The organism is Streptomyces sp. NPDC058231, from assembly GCF_042882275.1.
Lineage (GTDB): Bacteria > Actinomycetota > Actinomycetes > Streptomycetales > Streptomycetaceae > Streptomyces.
The window spans coordinates 1-18,061 of sequence record NZ_JBHVWN010000083.1; the positions used below are offsets into that span (position 1 = coordinate 1).

The window sequence follows — 18,061 nt, forward strand, 5'->3', positions numbered from 1 at the left end:
GACGGCGGCCGGTGTCGTCGCCCCGGGTGCGGCCCGGGGGACGCCGCTCAGGTGGCGGCTGTCCTGGGGTTGGCCACCGCGGTGGTCATGCAGTAGCCGATCGGGCCGGCGGTGTCGTGCAGCGTGCAGTGGCCGACGGCGACCCCGTCCTCGCTGGTGTGGCCGGCGGACTCCAGCCCGATGGCGTCACTGAGCGGGAGCCTGCTCAGGCACAGGGTGTAGTCGGCGTTGATGAACTGCAGCCCGGCGTCACCGGCGTGGGCGAGCGGACTGGCCGTGTCGGCGGCGAGCGCCGCCCGGACGAACGGCGAGAGCGACTCGCCGGCCACCAGCTCGCACGACTCCCGCAGCCAGGCCCGGCGCCTGCCGTTCTCCGGGCGGCCGTCCCTCACCGGCATGTTGTGCTCATCGAACTTCCAGACCGTCCAGGCCCCTTCGCGCGGCGCGGGCAGTTCCTCGGGCGAGGGTGCGTCCCAGGGGGGCGTGGCAGGGACATGGCCGGGTGGCTGCTCGGTGCGGCGCAGCAGCACGGCGCAGGCCCGCGCGACGACGCCGTTCGCGCCGTGCACGGTCGCGTCGACGACCCGGATGCGACGCCCGTCGCGCACCCGGAGGGTCTCCACCCGCACCGGCGCCATCGGCGCGTTGCGGAAGAGGTCGACCGTCAGCCGGGTGAAGTGCATTCCCTCGGACGCGTGTTCACGCTCCAGGGCCCGGGCCGCCAGCGCGCCGAGCAGCCTGCCGTGCATCATGCCGGGCGCCCACCAGCTGCGCGCGTGCGGGGCGGGGTGGAATTCGTCTCCGGCGCTGGTGAAGAAGGCCTCCTGCTGTTCGGCCTGGGCCACGGGCGTTTCCTTCCTGGAGAACCGATGTGTCGACGTGTCGATGTACCGGCATGCCGCGCTGTGAGCCGCAGCTGTGCCGCACGCTGTGGTCCCGGTCCGCTCCCGGTGCCCGGAGCGTCCGGTCAGCTGTCCCGGCCGGGCGATCCGAGCCGGCGGATCAGCACGATCGCGGCTTCGGTGATCTTGTTGGCCTGGCGCTTGTTCGGGCACGTCGCGATCTCACGTCCCGCCTCACCGATGATCGTGGTCAGCACCGCTACCGTGAGCCGTTCGACCGAGTCGCTGCCGGCGCCGAGCAGCACGGCGTTCTGCCGGACCCACTCCCGGCTGCGGGTGCGACGGACCAGTTCGAAGCCCGGTGGCCCGTCGCCGTCCATGAACAGCCTGGCCAGATCGCGGCGCTGCCAGGAGCCTTCGAGGAAGGCGCGGGCGCCCACGACGAACAGATCGATCGGGTCCTCGACCTCGCCCGCCGCCCGGGCCGCGGCGACGGCGGCCACGGCGTTCTGTTCGTGGACGGCCTGATGTTCCTCCCACAGGGCGAGGAAGAGCTCGGTCTTGCCGCCGAAGTGGTGGTAGAGACTGCCCACGCTGGATCCGGCGCGCTCCACCACCCCCGCGATGCTCGCCTCGGCGAAGCCCTGTTCGCAGAACACCTCACGGGCGGCGTTCAGCAGCACCCGGCGGGTCTCCGCGGTGCGGCTCCACTGCCAGGCGTTCCCGCCGGCTGCGGCGCTGCTCGCGCTCCTTGCCATGGGATCCCCTCCTCGACTGGGTTGACGGGCATCGACGCGATCCACCGTACCGAATCCAATCTTAGAATTTCAGTCGCAGATGTTTCGTCGATGTTTCAGGATGCCGCCCGGCCGGCCGTTCCGTCACGGTGGCGCCGCATCGCAAGTTACCGCCGAGGACGGCCGGGCGTACGTGAACCGGCTTGCGGCAGGCGTCTTGACACGCTCATCCGGCCGGGCGCAGGCTGAGCCAATTCCTAGAGTTCTGTTCTAGAAAAGGGCCTCGGGTGATCACCCGTGCGTCCTGAGAAGGAAAGGACACCGCTCGATGGTCGATTTCTCCCTCAGTGTCGAGGAACGTCAGATCCGGGACACCGTCCGCGCGTTCATCTCCAAGGAGGTGATGCCGCTGGAGCACGAGGTCCTGCACAACGAACGGGCGGGCCTTCCCGCGATCGCCCCGGATGTCCTGGCCGAGCTGCGGGCCAAGGCCCGCCGGGCGGGCTTCTGGGGAATGAACACCCCGGAGGAGTACGGCGGTATGAACCTGGGCGCCGTCATGTCCGCGATCCTGGCGATGGAGACCGGCAGGACGTACGTCCCGTTCAGCTTCGGCGGCTCGGCGGACAACATCCTCTACGGCTGCAACGACGAGCAGAAGCAGCGTTACCTCCTCCCGACGATCGAGGGCGAGCGGCGGTCCTGCTTCGCGATAACCGAGCCGGGAGCCGGATCCGACGCACGCAACATCCGTACCCGCGCGGTCCGCGACGGCGGCGACTGGGTGATCAACGGAGAGAAGACCTTCATCACCGGCGGCAACGAGGCCGACTTCGTGATGGTGTTCGCCGTCACCGACCCGGACAAGGGCGCGGACGGCGGAGTGACCTGCTTCCTCGTCGACCGGGACATGGGCTGGAAGTCCGAACCGATCCGCACGATGGGCCAGTGGGGTCCGGCGGCGCTGGTCTTCGACGACGTGCGCGTTCCTGAGGAGAACGTGCTCGGAGAGGTGGGCCACGGCTTCGCGCTGGCACTGCGGTGGATCGGCCAGGGTCGCTACATGATCCCGGCCCGCGCGATCGGGTCCGCCGAACGGATGCTGCAGATGGCGATCGACTACGCCAAGATCCGGCACTCGATGGGGAATCCGATCGCCGAGTACCAGGCGATCCAGTGGCAGATCGCCGACTCGCAGGTGGAGATCGAGTCCACGAAGTGGCTGACGCTGTACGCGGCCTGGCGGGTCCAGCAGGGCATGGACGCCCGCCACGCCTCCTCCATCGCCAAGCTCCACGGCGCGGTCATGGCCAACCAGGTCGTGGACCGCGTTCTGCAGATCCATGGCGGCATGGGCTACACGAAGGAACTGCCGGTCGAGCGCTGGTACCGGGAGTTGCGACTGCTGCGGATCTTCGAGGGCACCGACGAGATCCAGCGCCGCACCATCGCCCGCAACCTGCTCAAGGGGCATGCGCGGCTGGGCGGGATCGGAGAATGAGTGCCCGCAGGCGCGCGGCCATCGTGGGGGTGGCCGAGTCGGAGGTGGGCAGGACTCCGCACCTGACCGTGCTGTCGCAGCAGGCGGGGGCCGCCCGGGCGGCGCTGGCCGAGGCCGGGCTGGGTCCCAAGGACGTGGACGCGCTGTTCGTGGCCGGCAACTGGTCCTGGGCGCCCGCGCTGACGCTGGCCGAGTACCTGGGACTCCAGCCGGACTATCTGGACGGCACCAACATCGGCGGGTCGTCCTTCGAGGCGCACGTCGGCCACGCGGCCGCGGCCATCGAGGCCGGGGTGATCGACGTCGCGCTGATCACCTACGGGAGCACCCAGCGCAGCAACCGCTCGCGGAACGTCCCGCGGCCACCCGCGTCGCTCACCGAGCAGTTCGACCGGCCCTACGGGCTGCCGCAGCCGGTCGGCGCCTACGCGCTGGCCGCCAACCGCTACCTCCACCAGTACGGCGCGACCGGCGAGCAACTGGCCGAAGTGGCGGTGAGCGCACGGCAGTGGGCGGCGCTCAACCCGGACGCTTACTACCGTGACCCGATCACGGTCGACGACGTGCTCGACTCTCCGATGATCAGCGATCCGCTGCACCTGCTGGACTGCTGCCTGGTCACCGACGGAGGCGGCGCGGTGGTCGTGGCCGCCGAGGACCGTTGGCCCGACGTGGACACCCACCCGATCGTCGTGCTCGGGCACGGCGAGACCACCACACACAGCAGCATCGCCCAGATGCCGGACCTGACCGTCACCGGCGCCGCCCGCTCGGGTCCGACGGCGATGAAGATGGCCGACGTGACCCACGACGACCTCGACGTGCTGGAGATCTACGACTCCTTCACCATCACCGTGCTGCTGACCCTGGAGTCCCTGGGGTTCTGCAAACCGGGTGAGGCCGGGGACTTCGTCGCCCGCGGCCGCACCGCTCCCGGAGGCCCGGTGCCGATGAACACCAACGGAGGCGGCCTGTCGTACACACACCCCGGGATGTACGGGATCTTCCTGCTCATCGAGGCGACCCGGCAGCTCCGGCACGACTTCACCGACAACCCGCGCCGGCAGGTCGAAGGCGCCGGGCTGGCCCTGGTGCACGGCACCGGCGGCGTCCTCTCGTCCACCTCGACCGTCGTACTCGGAAGGAGCTGATCAGCGTGGCGGACCTTGCTCAGGATGCCGAGACGAAGCCGTTCTGGGACGGCGTAGCCGCCGGAGAACTGCGCCTGCAGCGCTGCGTCGACTGCAGCCGCGCGGTCTTCTACCCGAGGGCGATCTGCCCGCACTGCTTCGGTGACCGGCTGGAATGGTTCACCTCGCCTGGCACCGGCACCGTCTACTCGTACACCGTCGCGCACCGGGCGTTCAGCCCGTCCGCCGGGGAACCGCCCTACACGGTCGCGCTGATCGATCTCGACGAGGGGGTGCGGATGATGTCCAGGATCGTCGGCGGGGACGGGGCACGCATCGGCGACCGCGTCGAGCTGGAGATCACCCGGCTGGGTGGCGACGACTCCCCGGAGCTGCCGTGCTTCCGGGTGGTGGACGCGGCATGAGCGCGCCCACGACAGAGGCCGGCGCCGAGGCCATGCGCGCGCTGTTCGCCCCGAAGTCGATCGCCCTGGTCGGAGCCACCGACAAGTCGGGCTGGTCACTGGCCACCTTCGACAACCTGCGCAACCACGGATTCCCGGGACGGGTCCATCTGGTCAATCCGCGCACCGAGGTGGTGCACGGGCAGCGCGCCCATCGCAGCCTCACGGACATCGGCGAGCCGGTCGACATGGCCTACGTCATGGTGCCGACACCCGCGGTGCTGTCCGTGCTGCGGGAAGGCGCCGGTCTGGGGATCCGGAGTTACGTGGTACTCACCGCGGGCTTCGGCGAGACGGGGCCCGAGGGCAGGAGGCGGGAGGAGGAGATCCTCGATTTCGCACGCGAGAACCGGCTGACCGTACTGGGTCCCAACGGAAACGGCTACATCAACGCCACGGCCGGGACGACCCCGTACGGTCTCCCGATCCCGGCGCCGCTGCTCGGCGGCCCGGTGGGCGTGGTGCTGCAGAGCGGCGCCCTGGCCAGCTCCATCCTCTCGTTCGCCCAGGCCCGGAACGTGGGGCTGAGCCTGCTCACCTCCATGGGCAACGAGACGATGGTGTCGGTCACCGACGTCATCGACTACCTGGTGGACGACCCGGCCACCAAGGTGATCGCACTGTTCCTGGAGTCGGTACGGCAGCCGGAACGGTTCGCCCGCGCCGCCCGCCGTGCCGCCCGGGCCGGCAAACCGATCGTGGCGCTCAAGATCGGATCGAGCAAGATCGCCTCGCACACCGCGCAGGCCCACACCGGGGCGCTGGTGGGGGACGACCGGGTGATCGACGCCGCGTTCCGGCAGCTGGGTGTCGTGCGTGTCCGCTCGCTCGAGGACCTGATCATCACGTCCGGGCTGCTGGCCCAGGTCGGCCGGATCGACGGCCGGCGGATCGGCGTGGTGACACCCTCGGGCGGGGCCTGCGAAGTCATCGCCGACCGGGCCGAGCAGGAGGGGCTCGAACTGCCGCCCTTCGCGCCGGAGACGGTGGCCCGGCTGAAGGAGATCCTGCCGGGATTCGCGACCGTCCAGAACCCGCTGGACGTCACCGGGTACGTGGTCGTGGACCGGACCCTGCTCGGTCGCGCGCTGGAGGTCGTCGCCGACGACCCGGGCATCGACGCGGTCATGCTGCTGTCCGACCTGCCCCGGGTGGTGCCTGCCGATCCGGCTTTGACACTGCTGCACTTCGGAGCCACCGCGCAGCGCATCCGCGACGCGAACCGCCCGGTGATGGTGGCCAGCAACATCCTCACCGACATCACCGAATTCGGCCGTCACGTACAGGAGGAGACCGGTTTCCCGTACGTGGCCGGCGGGATCGAGCATGCGGTGACGGCCATCGGCGCGGCGGTGCGCTGGTCGGGGGAGGTGTCCCGGGCCGCGGCTCCGGTGCCGCCCGCGCCGGACACCCGGCCGGTGGTGCACGGCAGGACCTCCGGGGTGTGGACCGAGTCCCGGGCCTCGCAACTGCTCGCCGACAACGGGATTCCGGTCGTGCCCTCCGCGCAGGCTGCGACGGAGGACGATGCGGTGGCGGCAGCCGAGCGGTTCGGATATCCCGTGGTGCTCAAGGCGGTTGCCGACGGTCTCGGGCACAAGAGCGACATCGGCGGGGTGCGGCTGGGACTGGGGGGAGCCGACGAGGTGCGCCGGGCCCACCGCGAGGTCTGTGCCGTCCTGCGCGAACGCGGCCTCACGGGCATCGGCACCCTCGTGCAGCCGCAGCGCAGCGGAGGCGTGGAACTGCTGGTGGGCGTGGTCCGTGACCCCGCGTGGGGACTGACCATGGCCGTCGGCCTCGGCGGGGTGTGGGTCGAGGTACTGCGCGACTCCGTGCTGCGGCTGCTGCCGGTCGGCGCCGACGACATCCGCCGGGCGCTGGCAGAACTGCGCGGCGCCCGGCTGCTGGACGGCGCGCGTGGCACGGAACCCGCGGATCTGGACAAGGTCGCCGAGGTCATCGCCCGGATCGCCGGTCTCGCGGCCGGCCTGGGGCCCGGTCTCGAATCGCTGGAGGTCAACCCGCTTCTCGTACAGGGGAGTCGGGTCGAGGCGCTGGACGCGCTGATCACCTGGGACTGAGCTGCACACCTGCGGCGCCGGTCCGAGGCCGCCGCGGTCGCCTGCTGCGACCGCGGCGGCCTTTGCCCTACCGGGGCCCTGCGGGCACCTGCCCGCCCCGCTACCCCGGATGACCGGGCCGGGCGCGGGCGGCCCGGCCCGGACCCGCCGCGGCGCTGCGGTCATCCGCCCGACGTGGAGGCGCCCCCGGTTCCGGGAGGCGACCGGAGGTACGCCGTCGTGCTCGGGCACGGCATCCCCGACCTCGTCCGAAGTCAGATTCGAGAGGGAAATTCTGTTCCGCGGCATCCGCCCGCGACACGGGGCGATACCGGCGGAACCAGTCGGAAGTCCACTCGCAGAAAGGCCGGAGCAATGAGGCTCTCCTACGTACGCGAACTCGACGAATACCCGACCGGCGGGCGCCGGATGAAGATCCTGACCATGGCGGTCCTCGCCGTCCTGATCGGGTCCTACGAAGGGCAGATCGCCCCCGTGGTGCCCCTGCTCCTCAAAGACCTGCACATGTCCCTGGCCACGTACGGCACGGTGTCCGCGCTGGCGACCGTCGCCGGCGCGCTCGCCTCGGTCGTCGGTGGACGGCTCACCGACAACCTGGGCCGGGTGCGCCTGCTCATCCCGCTCATGCTGCTGACGACCGTCTGCTGTCTGGCGATGACCGCGGTCCACTCGCCGACGCAGCTGATGCTGGCCCGCATCGCACTCTCCGTCATCGACGGCATGGCCATGGCCGGCACCGCCCCGCTGGTGCGTGACTTCTCGCCACGGATGGGCCGCGCGCAGGCGTTCGGCTTCTGGACCTGGGGCCCGGTGGGGGCGAACTTCCTCGCTGCCGCGGTCGCGAGCGCCACCCTGCCGCTCTTCCACGACTCCTGGCGCTCACAGTTCGTCATCATGGCCGGGATCTCGCTCGTGATATCCGTGGTGATCGCGTTCAACATCGCCGATCTCTCACCGCAGTTGCGCGCGCGTATCCAGCAGACCGAACGGCAGGCGTTCACACCGGACGGCCGCAGCAGCGTGCCCCGGGCCCGTGACCTGCTCGCCCACCGCAACATCTGGGCGCATGTCATCGGAATCGGGCTGTGGCTGATCCTCTATCTGACGCTCTCCCTGTACGGCCCGACCATGCTCGCGCATGCCTTCGGTCTCGGTGCGGCGAGCGCGTCCGGGATCATGTCGGTCTTCTGGGTGCTCAACCTGCTCACCGTCGTGGTGAGCGGCCGGATCTCGGACCGGCTGCAGCTGCGCAAGCCGATCTGCGTGGCCGGAACGGTCGCGGCGGTGGCGATCACCGGCTATCTGGTGATGCTGATGGGACGTCAGGAAGTCTCCCATCTCCATCTGATGCTCACCGGCGCACTGCTGGGCGGCGCGCTGGGCGTCGCCTACGGCCCTTGGATGGCGAACTTCTCCGAGGACGCCGAGGACATCGATCCGCGGCTGCAGGGCAGTGCCTGGGGCCTGTTCGGATTCGTCTCCAAGGGGGCGGCGGTGCTGGCGCTGTTCATCGTGCCGCGCGTGGTCGAGCACAGCAGCTGGCACACCTGGATGATCACCGCGATGTGCTGCACGGTGCTGTTCATCCCTGTCGCGCTGCTGTTCAACGGGCCATGGCGGCGTACCGGGTCCGAGCCGGTGCCCGTGCTCGCGCCGACCGTGGGCCGGCGCGCAGCGGACTGACCTCACGGTGCCTTGCCGACTGGCTCCTCGCTCGGCCGGATCCCTCCGGTGGCCACATCGGCCACCCGGTGCCGGCTGAGCGAGGCGACCACCGACAGGGCGGAGATCGCCGTCATGACCAGTAGGGCCAGCCGGTATCCGGTGACCAGCTGCGCGACTCCGTGGGACGAGACGTCGGCGATGGTGCCGGCGAAGACGTACTGCCGCAGGCCGGCCGGCAGCGGACTGGTCACCAGCGACATGGCCAGGGCCGTGCTCACCACGACACCGGTGTTCTGCACCATCAGGCGCATCGCGTTGACGATTCCGATGCGCTGGGACGAAACCCCGTCCAGCAGGGCCGTGGTGTTGGCCGGCATGAACATTCCGGATCCCGCGCCGATGAGAACCAGTCCGCAGGCGATCGGCGGGTAGCCGGTGTCCGCCGAGATGTTCAGCAGCAGGAAGAGCAGCCCGGCGGTGCCGGCGGATGTTCCCAGCAGCGCGATCGTGCGAGGCGCAAGTCTCGCGTGCAGCATCCCCGAGCAGGCCGAGGCGATCATCGCGGCCACCGACAGCGGCAGTACCTTCAGGCCGGCCGACACCGGGGACTCGCCGTGCACCGCCTGGTAGAACAAGGCGATCAGCAGTACCACCGCCATCCGCGCCACCGAGTTGAGGAACGAGGTGAGCAGACCGAGCGCGAAGGGCGGGTCCCGGAACAACGCCACGTCCATGACCGGATGCGGGCTGCGCCGCTCCACCATCACGAACAACGGGGCCAGTACCGCGCATACGGCCAGCCCTGCGAAGACCACGGGATCGGTCCAGCCGTTCTCACCGACCCGGGAGAGGCCGAACAGGAGACTTCCCAGGCTGATCAGCACGAGCAGGTTGCCCGTCGCGTCGATGCCGCGCTCGCGCGCCCGGCCGCCGACCCTGCGCAGCGCGACCGCACCCCAGGCCAGGCACATCAGTCCGATCGGCACGTTGTACCAGAACACCCACTGCCAGCCGAACCGGTCCGTCAGGAAGCCGCCGAGGGTCGGTCCCACCAGCTGGGCGACGGAGAACGAGGCGATGTAGACGCCCATGCCACGTCCCAGATGACGCTGCGGGAACGCGTCGGCGAGCAGGGCCGCACTGTTGGTCAGCAGCATCGCACCACCTGCGGCCTGGACCGCCCGCAGGCCGATCAGGAACCACACCCCGGGAGCGAAGCCCAGCAGCAGGCTGGCCCCGGTGTACGTGGCCAGACCGAGGAGGTACATGGTGCGACGTCCGAACATGTCCGCCAGCCGGCCGAACGCGACCATCAGTCCCGTGTTGGTCAGCATGAACGACAGCAGGATCCAGTTGGCGGCCGTGGCGCTCGCATGGAAATGCCGCACCACCTGCGGCAGTGCGACATTCAGTGAGCTGCTGCCCAGCGCAGTCAGGATGCTCGCCAGGCTGACGACCGACAACGCACGCCAGGCGTAACGAAGTTGTGCCTCCTCGAGGGTTCCGGACATGGACGCTCCTCCCGAGATGCGAATTGTGAATCAGAATACTAGAACTCCATTCTGTTCGGGGGGCCTGTGAGAACCGGGCGCAACCTGGCCGAGTTCCGGCGGTCGCGCGTACGGGAATGCCCGCCGTCCCGGGGCCGGGACAGCGGGCAGCGGTGCGGGCATCGGTGCGGGGGACGAGGAAGCGGCGTGATCTCTCGAAGCGGACGCCGGGATGCCGCACCCCGGGTTCCGGGACCGCGGCCGGCAGTCGGTTCCGGAACACCGTTACGGCGAGAGGCGGTTCACTGCATCTGACGCCGGACCAGTTCATGGAGACGTCCGCCCGTGTCCGCCAGTAGTTCGGCGGGCGGCCCCTGCTGCACGACGCGGCCCCCCGACATGACGATCACCCGGTCGGCGTCGAGCACGGTGGAGAGCCGGTGGGCGATCACGATGCGGGTGGCGTTCAGTGCGCGGGTGCTCTCGATCACGACGCGCTGGGTCTCGTTGTCGAGCGCGCTGGTGGCCTCGTCGAAGAAGAGGATGCTCGGACGCCGTACCAGAGCCTGGGCGATCATGAGGCGCTGGCGCTGGCCGCCGGAGATGGCGCCACCGTCGGCGATCATGGTGTGCAGGCCCATCGGCATGCGCTTGATGTCCTCGGCCAGACCGGCCATCGCGGCGGCCTCCCAGGCCTCTTCCTGAGTGAAGACCTCGGCGCCGCAGATGCAGTCCAGAATCGAACCGGAGAGCGGCTGGGCGTTCTGCAGGACGACGCCGCAGCTGCGGCGTACCGCAGCCTGGTCGAGAGACGCCAGGTCCTGGCCGTCGTAGAGGACGCTTCCCGAAACCGGCTTGTCGAAGCCGATGAGCAGCCTCAGCAGGGTCGACTTGCCGCAGCCGCTGGGGCCGACGATCGCCACGAACTCGCCGGGACGCACCTGCACGGAGACGCCGTCGAGGACCAGCGGACCGTCGTCGGTGTAGCGGAAGGACAGGTCCCGCGCTTCGATCTCCCCGGTCAGGACACCCGGCTGGGTGCTCGCCCCGCGCACCTCGGGAGCCTCGTCGAGCACCGGCTCGATCTGCTCGAACATGGGCAGGGCCGCCGCTGCCGAGACGAACGCGCCGGTGAGCTGTGTGACCGCAGTCAGCAGCATGGTCACGGACGTGTTGAAGGTCAGAAACGCCCCGGCCGACATCGACCCCCGAGCCGGGCCCGCCAACAGCACGAACATGGCCAGCGAACACAGCGGCAGATAGACGGCGTTGAGGACGGCCGTCAGATTCTTGATGCGCCCCGCGCGCTGCTGCAACTCGCGACTGCGGGCGAACTCCCGTGCCCACGCCGCGTACGCGAAGCTCTCCGCTGCGGCGACCCTCAGTTTGGGAAGCCCGCGCAGCGTCTGGAACGCCTGGTTGTTGAGCTTGTTCCCGAGCTCCACCAGCCGGCGCTGCCACCGCAGCTCCCACAGCCCCATGGTGAGGAACACCGCGGCGATGACGATCAGCATCGCGACCGCCGTCAGCGCCAGCGGAACGCTGAAGAGGAACAGGAGGACGAGGTTCATCGCACCGACCGTGCCCGCCTGCAGCACGACGGGACCGATTCCGGACAGCACCCGGCGGATGGCACTGATGCCCATGGCCGCGCTCGCCAGCTCACCCGTGGAGCGCTCGGTGAAGAACTTGGTCGGCAGACGCAGCAGCCGGTCCCACACGGCCGGCTGGAGCGTGCTCTCGATGCGTCCCTCCATGCGCAGGATGGTGAGGTTCTGCATCAGCATGAAGACCGCCGAGACGATGCTCGTGATGATGACGGCCAGTGAGACCTGCACGATGAGACTGTTCTCGGCATGAGGCACGTAGACGCCGAGCACCTGCCCCGTCGCGATCGGCACCAGTGCGCCGAGGGCGACCGTCACCACTCCCGCCAGTGCCAGATTGCGCAGGTCGGGCCGGGTGCCTCGGAGACTGAACCGCAACAGCCGCCACTTGGTCATGGCCTGCTCCGGCAGCGGACGGTAGAACATGACCGCGCGCTGTTCGAACTCGTCCGCATTGGCCGCTCCGACGCGGCTGCGTCTGCCGGTCACCGGGTTCACCGCCTCGTACCCGCCGCGGCGCCACAGCAGGGCGACCGGCGCTCCGCTCGCGGCCCGGTGGCCCACCAGAGGGCCGGTGTTCTCCCGCCACCAGCGCCGGCCGAGCCGGACCGGACGGGTACGGATCCGTGAACCGATCGCGACGCGCTCGACCGGGTCGACACGGTCGCTCACCGCGCCGCTCGTCGACGGTTCCGCGAGAGTGATCCCGGCCGACTGTGCCACCAGTCTGCACGCGGCGTAGGTCGCGTCGTCGTGGGCGCCCGTCGCACGCGAAGCGGGCCGCCCGGAACGCCCGATGGAGGACAGCAACGTCCGGTCCGCTTCGTCACGGACGGCTTCCCCCGCCTTGATGCCGGCTGCCGTCCGGTCCTCGTGCGCGAGCTCCAGCCGTTCGATCCAGCGGTCCAGCGCGGACAGCAGCCGGTACTGCTGGCTCACCATGGCCTGCCACATCGCACCGTCGATGAGCAGATCGCCTGCCGCTTCCGCGCTGTACGCGGCGCCGTACTGCAGGCTGCCGGGGGACACCGGCAGCCAGAGGATGTCGTCGTCGGCCACCGAATCGTCGACGGACGTCCGGCCGTCCAGCGGTGCCTCGAACAGAACCTGACGGCTGCGTCCGACGCCGAGCGCGACGGCGTGCTCCAACAGACTCAGTGCGGTGTCCGCGGCATCGTACGAGCTGCGGTACTGACCGTCGTACGCCGCGGCGTCCGCGTACTCCGGCCGGTACAGCTCGCGCAGCGGGATCCGGCGCACCACGCACCCCTGCAGGGGCCTGCCGACCAGTGTGTGCCGCGGCCCCTCCACCGGCCCCAGCAGCAGAGTTCCGGGCTCGAGACGGCCGAGGAAGTGCCAGTGGCCCTGTTCCGCGGCGTCCACCGCGAACAGGTCCAGGGCTCCGCCGACGACCAGCCACAGCACCTGCGGCCCCTCCAGCGAGAGCCTGCGCAGACCCTGGCAGTCGATCTGCTCGCCGAGTCCTCCCAGGGCGCCGATGACCGCGTCGTGCTCCGTGGCGGACGCGTCCGGGAAGGTACCCGCGCCGTGGCCGGCGAGAGGGTGAACGGATGCCACCTCAGTGCTCCTTGACCAGTTCGGCGTAGGGTCCGCCGGCGGCGATCAGGTCCTCGTGCCGCCCGCGTTCCACAACGGATCCGTGATCGAGGACCACGATCTCGTCGCTGTCGCGGACGGTGCTCAGCCGGTGTGCGATCACCACACAGGCGCAGCCGCGCCGCCGCAGATTGTCGATGATGATCTGCTCGGTCTCCGCGTCCAGGGCGCTGGTCACCTCGTCGAGGACCAGGATGCTCGGCCTGCGCACAAGGGCGCGGGCGATCTCCAGACGCTGCCGCTGCCCCCCGGAGAAATTGCGGCCGTCCTGCTCCACCCGGCTGTGAATCCCACCCGGACGCCGGGCGACCACCTCGTGGAGTGCCGCGTCCTTGAGGGCGGCGACGACGGCGTCGTCCGGCACCGACGGATCCCACAGCGCCACGTTGTCCCGGACCGTGCCTTCGAAGAGGAAGATGTCCTGGTCGACGAAGGAGACCGAGGCGGCCAGTGCGCTCCGGGAAATGTCCTCCAGACGCTGCCCGTCCACCCGGATCGTGCCCTCCCACGGGCTGTAGAGCCCCGAAATCAGCCGGGAGACCGTCGACTTCCCGCTGCCGGACCCGCCGACCAGTGCCACCTGCTGTCCGGGTCCGACGGACAGTGAGAAGCCGGACAGCAGCGGCTTGTCGAGCGGGCTGTAGCCGAAGGTGATCTCTTCGAGTGTCACATGACCCGTCAGCCTGCGGGTACTCGCCGCCGGTTCGCGACGCGAGTACAGCGAGTCCACCGGGAAGCTCTCGACATCCTTGAGCCGGGCCACATCGGCGGCGAAGTCCTGCACCCGGCCCGCCACCGAGTTGAGCCGTGCGACCGGCGCGGTGAAGCGGGTCACCAGCGCCTGGAAGGCCACGAGCAGACCGATCGAGAGGTGGCCGTCGACGGCCCGCAGCCCTCCGATCCACAGAATCAGGGCGCTGTTGAGCGTCGCCAGCGCGGGAGCCACGATGCCCAGCCAGGCGCTCGGCACGCCGAGTCGCTGCTGCTCCTCCAGCGTGGTCGCGTGCTGCCCCGCCCAGCGGCGGAAGAACCCGTTCTCGCCACCTGTGGCCTTCATCGTCTCGATCAACTGAAGGCCGGTGTAGGAGGTGTTGGTGAGCCTGGCGCTGTCGGCCCGCAACTTCTGGGCACGGGTGGCCCGCAGGCGCACGGTGATACGCATCGCCACCACGTTGACGAGTGCCAGCCCCACACCGATGACCGTCAACTGCGGATCGTAGGTCCACAGCAGGACCGCATAGAGCAGTACGACTATCCCGTCCACGCCCACGGCCGTGAGGTCGCGGGCCAGGGTCTCGGCCACCACGTCGTTGGACTGCAGTCGCTGCACGAGGTCGGCCGGGCTGCGCTGGGCGAAGAACGTGACCGGCAGCCTCAGCAGATGCCGGAAGAACCGGGCGCTGCTGAGTGTGGAGGAGATGATGCGGCCACGCAGCAGATTGGCCTGCTGCAGCCAGGTCAGCACGGCGGTGAGTGCCACCGTGGTCGCCATGGCCGTGAACAGGACGCCCAGCAGCGATGTCTGATCACCGATCAGGAACATGTCGATGTACGCACGGCTGAGTGCAGGCAGCGTCGCGCCGACGGCCACCAGCAGCAGGCTCGCGAGCAGCGCGGCCAGCATCGTGCCCGACGTGCCGCGCAGCCGGGCCGGCAGGGCGCTCAGCACTCCGGGTCGCCGGCCGCCGCGGACGAACGTCTCGCCGGGCTCGAAGACCAGGACGACACCGGTGAAACTGGTGTCGAAGTCCTCGGCCGTCACGAAACGGCGTCCCTTGTCCGGGTCGTTGATGTGCACGCCCCGCCGCCCGAAGCGGCGGCCCATGCCGTCGTACACGACGTAGTGATTGAACTCCCAGAACAGGATCGCCGGTGCCTGCACCTCGGCGAGCGCCGCCGGCTCCATCTGCATGCCCTTGGCCTGCAAGCCGTAACTACGTGCGGCCTTCAGCACATTGCTGGCCCGCGATCCGTCGCGGGAGACGCCGCACGCGATGCGCAGTTCCTCCAGCGGCACATGACGGCCGTAGTGGCCGAGCACCATGGCCAGTGACGCGGCGCCGCATTCCAGCGCCTCCATCTGGAGAACGGTGGGCGTCCGCACGGTCCCGGCCTTCTTGTTCCTCGCCGGCCTCGGAGCCGTACGGCGCCGGGTGGCGGGTGCGTGGTCCGGACGGTGCCGGCCGCGGCCTGGCGGTGGCAGCTGAGGCGCGGAGGGGGAAGCCTGCGGTGCGGTCACGGGAGCAGCCAATCGATCGGACGCTGGTCGGCCAGGTGGATGGCGCCGGTGGCCAGGGTCATGGAGTCGATCGCGTACGGCGGGCCCTCGGCCGACGACCACCGGTAGCCGGACCGTGTGGCGGACGACCGGTCGAGCCGCACCAGCACCGCGACCGGCCTGCCGTGCTGCGAGAACTGCTCGCCCAGCTGGCTGTCGCCGAGGAAGCCGCCGATCTGCCTGCTCGTCTGGGATGTCCGGCCGACCGCGGCCACCCGGCCGCGCAGCACCCCGTACTGCTGGGCCGGTACCGATTCCACCGTGAGATCCACGGAGGACCCCACGGGTACGGCCGGGCCGCTGTTGCCCGGCACGTAGAGCATCACCATCAGCGGATCGCTCTCGCCACGGGTCCGTTCCACGCTGGCCACGTCCGCTCCGGTGGTGACCACCGCGCCGATCGCGGCCGTCAGTGCGGTCACCCGCCCTGCGGCGATCGTGCGGACGACCCGGTCGCCCTGTCCCGTACGGACCTTGAGCAACGGCGCGTCGGCGGGCAGGCTCTCGCCTTCCTTGGCGAGTACGGCGGTGACTTGGCCCGCATACGGGCTCTGCAGGATGTAACTGCCCTGGGCATGGGTGAGGATGCCGGGTGCCTGGACGGTGGAGGAGACCGATCCGGTCACGGCCCAGAAGCAGGAAGCGGCCATGACCAGGACGGTGACGCACAGGGCGAGCCGCCCCTGCGGGCGGGCGAAGCGTACCGGCAGGTCGAGTTCCTCCGGTGACTGCAGCTTGGAAAGGGCCTGTTGGCGGAACTGCACGGAACTCTTCCCTCGCTGTCAGATGGGTGCAGTGAGCCCCGGAACCGTGCGGTTCCGGGGCTCACACGCCGTCTCAGAGACCGGCGACGAGACCGGTGGCCAGACCGGTGACAGCGCCGGTGTTCACGCCGGTGGTCGACGAGACGAGACCGGTGACCGAGCCCACGACGCCGGAGACCGGGGCGATGGCGTCGACGGTGCCCGTGACGTTGCCGACCAGGCCGCCGACGAGACCGCCGGAGACGTTGTCGAGGTCGTTGTCGGAAATCTCGAGGGTCTCGACCTGGGGGGTGTGGTTCATGAGGGAGGCTGCCTTTCAGCTTGATATTTCACAGCGGTAACCGCTCGGTGTGGCTGCCGCATTGGCCAGGATCAAAGCACGTCCGCGCCGTGCGCAGCTAATCGAACCGGCGTTGATCAGGGGTTTCGGGGGCTCTCAAATAACCCTGCGTGCAGATGTGTTCATGAATCGACGGCGTCTTCTTCACAAGCTTCACCGTCTGAATTCCCTTTTACGGAAAGCCTCTTCGCTCAACTGGGACAGTTCTGCCCAAAGCCGCCCCCGATCCTGGTCCGGACCAGGGGGTATGCGCGTACGGCAGTGACCAGCCTGGGCATGAGGTGTGCAGGTTTGCGGAAGGTGGGCGGTGAGGCGAATCAGCAGGTGGGAGGGGTGCTCCGGATGCGTGCGGATCGGTGCCGGGTCGCGGCCGCGTGCGGTGAGCGCCCTCCGGGCCGCAGGCGGGGGTGGCGGATGCGGATCGGTGACGCGGCGGGCATCACGCCGACGGTGCTTAGGTTCCACGAGGAGAGGGGACTGCCGGCGCCCGGTGTCGCGCACCGCGACGGGTCGGTGCCACCGCGTTCCATGCGGCATGGCGCGGGCGGACTCGCCCGACCCGGCTGTGCGAACGGTCAAAGGCATGCGTCGACCATGTGCGGTCGGCAGCCCCTGAGTCCGGGAGCACCGGGCAGGCCGCTATTGCGGCGGACGGCCCTTGGACGGTGACGGAGTCGGTCCGCTCGGCAGACGTGTTACCCGTCGCAGGACGGAATTCATTCTCCCGTCACCACCACCGGCGCATTCGCCGGCGGATCGGATTTCTCCGCTGCCGAATGGCGGGCCCGGTGAGAGGGCTCGTGCTTCGGCTCTCCCCGCCGGCACCCGGATCAGGACGGCCGGGCCCCGGTGAGCCACTCGTATGCGGCCTGCGCCGTGAATTCGGCCTGCCCGCCATGGAAGGTCAGCTCCGCGGCGGTGAACACCGCATCGCTGGCCGGCGATGCCACGTAGGGGACCGCGATGCAGCGCATGCCTGCCGCGTGCGCCGCCGTGACGCCTGGCGCCGCGTCCTCCAGCACCACGCAGTCGCCGGGCGTGGCGTCGAGCCGCCGTGCGGCTTCCAGGAACACGTCCGGCTCCGGCTTCCCGTGCGCCACCTCGTCGGCGGAGACATATGCCGTGAGGTACGCGCCGAGTCCGGTGCCCGTGAGCACGGCTTCGATCGCCGCTCGGGACGATCCCGATGCCACGGCCATCGGAATGCCTTCCTGATGGAGCCGTTCCATGAACTTGCGCATCTCGGGGAACACCTCGGTCGAGGTGCGTGCCAGCTCCAGATAGAGGGCGTCCTGGCCGGAGAGGAGCTCGTCGACGGGCGCCTCGATCCCGTACTCGGCGCGCAGCGCCGCCAGCGTCTCGCGGGTGCTGATTCCGATGTACCGGGTGTGGTGCTCCCAGGTGAAGTCCGGTGCACCGTAACGGGCGAGGAGCCGGCGCCCCGCCTCGTAGTAGTTCGGTTCGCTGTCCACGAGGGTGCCGTCGAGATCGAAGACGACGGAGAGGGCCGGGGTGCGCCGAGTGCTCATGGCGACCAGCATG

At 69.8% G+C, this 18,061-nt stretch carries 13 protein-coding genes; 5 read left to right on the forward strand and 8 right to left on the reverse strand.

All coding sequences use genetic code 11. The features are described 5' to 3' along the window. Positions 1–47 precede the first annotated feature (47 nt). Both ACFVXE_RS33870 and ACFVXE_RS33875 read right to left on the reverse strand, forming a co-directional pair. Positions 48–845 (reverse strand): acyl-CoA thioesterase domain-containing protein, encoded by a 798-nt coding sequence (locus tag ACFVXE_RS33870; RefSeq protein ID WP_389677030.1) that lies wholly within the window; start codon positions 843–845, stop codon positions 48–50. Positions 846–967: 122 nt separating this feature from the next. Further along, positions 968–1,600, reverse strand: coding sequence for a TetR/AcrR family transcriptional regulator (locus ACFVXE_RS33875; protein ID WP_389677032.1), 633 nt, complete (start codon positions 1,598–1,600; stop codon positions 968–970). Positions 1,601–1,907: 307 nt separating this feature from the next. Here ACFVXE_RS33875 and ACFVXE_RS33880 point away from each other — a divergent pair, with 307 nt between their 5' ends. The 5 genes from ACFVXE_RS33880 (at position 1,908) to ACFVXE_RS33900 (ending at position 8,441) form a co-directional block, all read left to right on the forward strand. Continuing rightward, positions 1,908–3,080, forward strand: a complete 1,173-nt coding sequence (locus ACFVXE_RS33880) for an acyl-CoA dehydrogenase family protein (RefSeq protein WP_389677034.1) — start codon at positions 1,908–1,910, stop codon at positions 3,078–3,080. Next, positions 3,077–4,231 (forward strand): acetyl-CoA acetyltransferase, encoded by a 1,155-nt coding sequence (locus tag ACFVXE_RS33885; protein ID WP_389677036.1) that lies wholly within the window; start codon positions 3,077–3,079, stop codon positions 4,229–4,231. The genes ACFVXE_RS33880 and ACFVXE_RS33885 overlap by 4 nt, the downstream gene beginning before the upstream one ends. Positions 4,232–4,236: 5 nt before the next feature. Then, positions 4,237–4,635, forward strand: coding sequence for a Zn-ribbon domain-containing OB-fold protein (locus ACFVXE_RS33890; protein WP_389677038.1), 399 nt, complete (start codon positions 4,237–4,239; stop codon positions 4,633–4,635). After that, entirely contained in the window at positions 4,632–6,758 is a 2,127-nt protein-coding gene (locus ACFVXE_RS33895; protein WP_389677040.1) for an acetate--CoA ligase family protein, read from the forward strand. Before ACFVXE_RS33890 ends, ACFVXE_RS33895 begins: the two co-directional genes overlap by 4 nt. Positions 6,759–7,112: 354 nt before the next feature. Continuing rightward, entirely contained in the window at positions 7,113–8,441 is a 1,329-nt protein-coding gene (locus ACFVXE_RS33900; protein WP_389677042.1) for an MFS transporter, read from the forward strand. Positions 8,442–8,443: 2 nt separating this feature from the next. On the opposite strand, the gene ACFVXE_RS33905 is transcribed toward ACFVXE_RS33900, so the two are convergent. The 6 genes from ACFVXE_RS33905 to ACFVXE_RS33930 form a co-directional block, all read right to left on the reverse strand. Next, positions 8,444–9,934 carry an MFS transporter gene (locus ACFVXE_RS33905; RefSeq protein ID WP_389677043.1) on the reverse strand — a complete coding sequence of 497 codons (1,491 nt, stop codon included), beginning with the start codon at positions 9,932–9,934 and terminating at the stop codon, positions 8,444–8,446. Between the two features lie 281 nt (positions 9,935–10,215). After that, entirely contained in the window at positions 10,216–13,098 is a 2,883-nt protein-coding gene (locus ACFVXE_RS33910) for an NHLP bacteriocin export ABC transporter permease/ATPase subunit (protein WP_389677044.1), read from the reverse strand. A gap of 1 nt (position 13,099) precedes the next feature. Further along, positions 13,100–15,376: an NHLP family bacteriocin export ABC transporter peptidase/permease/ATPase subunit gene (locus ACFVXE_RS33915; RefSeq protein WP_389677045.1), complete on the reverse strand. Its 2,277-nt coding sequence runs from the start codon at positions 15,374–15,376 to the stop codon at positions 13,100–13,102. Beyond that, on the reverse strand, positions 15,373–16,179 hold the full coding sequence (locus tag ACFVXE_RS33920) for an HlyD family efflux transporter periplasmic adaptor subunit (RefSeq protein ID WP_389677047.1): 807 nt from the start codon (positions 16,177–16,179) through the stop codon (positions 15,373–15,375). Before ACFVXE_RS33920 ends, ACFVXE_RS33915 begins: the two co-directional genes overlap by 4 nt. A 73-nt stretch (positions 16,180–16,252) precedes the next feature. Continuing rightward, complete coding sequence (locus ACFVXE_RS33925) at positions 16,253–16,480, reverse strand: type A2 lantipeptide (RefSeq protein WP_389677048.1); 228 nt, start codon at positions 16,478–16,480, stop codon at positions 16,253–16,255. A gap of 869 nt (positions 16,481–17,349) precedes the next feature. Beyond that, positions 17,350–18,048 (reverse strand): HAD family hydrolase, encoded by a 699-nt coding sequence (locus ACFVXE_RS33930; RefSeq protein WP_389677050.1) that lies wholly within the window; start codon positions 18,046–18,048, stop codon positions 17,350–17,352. Positions 18,049–18,061: the final 13 nt, after the last annotated feature.

Bases quoted from the DNA above. Each gene is read 5' to 3' on its own strand.
- ACFVXE_RS33875 (WP_389677032.1), bottom strand. From the start codon at position 1,600: ATGGCAAGGAGCGCGAGCAGCGCCGCAGCCGGCGGGAACGCCTGGCAG.
- ACFVXE_RS33880 (WP_389677034.1), top strand. From the start codon at position 1,908: ATGGTCGATTTCTCCCTCAGTGTCGAGGAACGTCAGATCCGGGACACC.
- ACFVXE_RS33885 (WP_389677036.1), top strand. From the start codon at position 3,077: ATGAGTGCCCGCAGGCGCGCGGCCATCGTGGGGGTGGCCGAGTCGGAG.
- ACFVXE_RS33895 (WP_389677040.1), top strand. From the start codon at position 4,632: ATGAGCGCGCCCACGACAGAGGCCGGCGCCGAGGCCATGCGCGCGCTG.
- ACFVXE_RS33900 (WP_389677042.1), top strand. From the start codon at position 7,113: ATGAGGCTCTCCTACGTACGCGAACTCGACGAATACCCGACCGGCGGG.
- ACFVXE_RS33905 (WP_389677043.1), bottom strand. From the start codon at position 9,934: ATGTCCGGAACCCTCGAGGAGGCACAACTTCGTTACGCCTGGCGTGCG.
- ACFVXE_RS33925 (WP_389677048.1), bottom strand. From the start codon at position 16,480: ATGAACCACACCCCCCAGGTCGAGACCCTCGAGATTTCCGACAACGAC.
- ACFVXE_RS33930 (WP_389677050.1), bottom strand. From the start codon at position 18,048: ATGAGCACTCGGCGCACCCCGGCCCTCTCCGTCGTCTTCGATCTCGAC.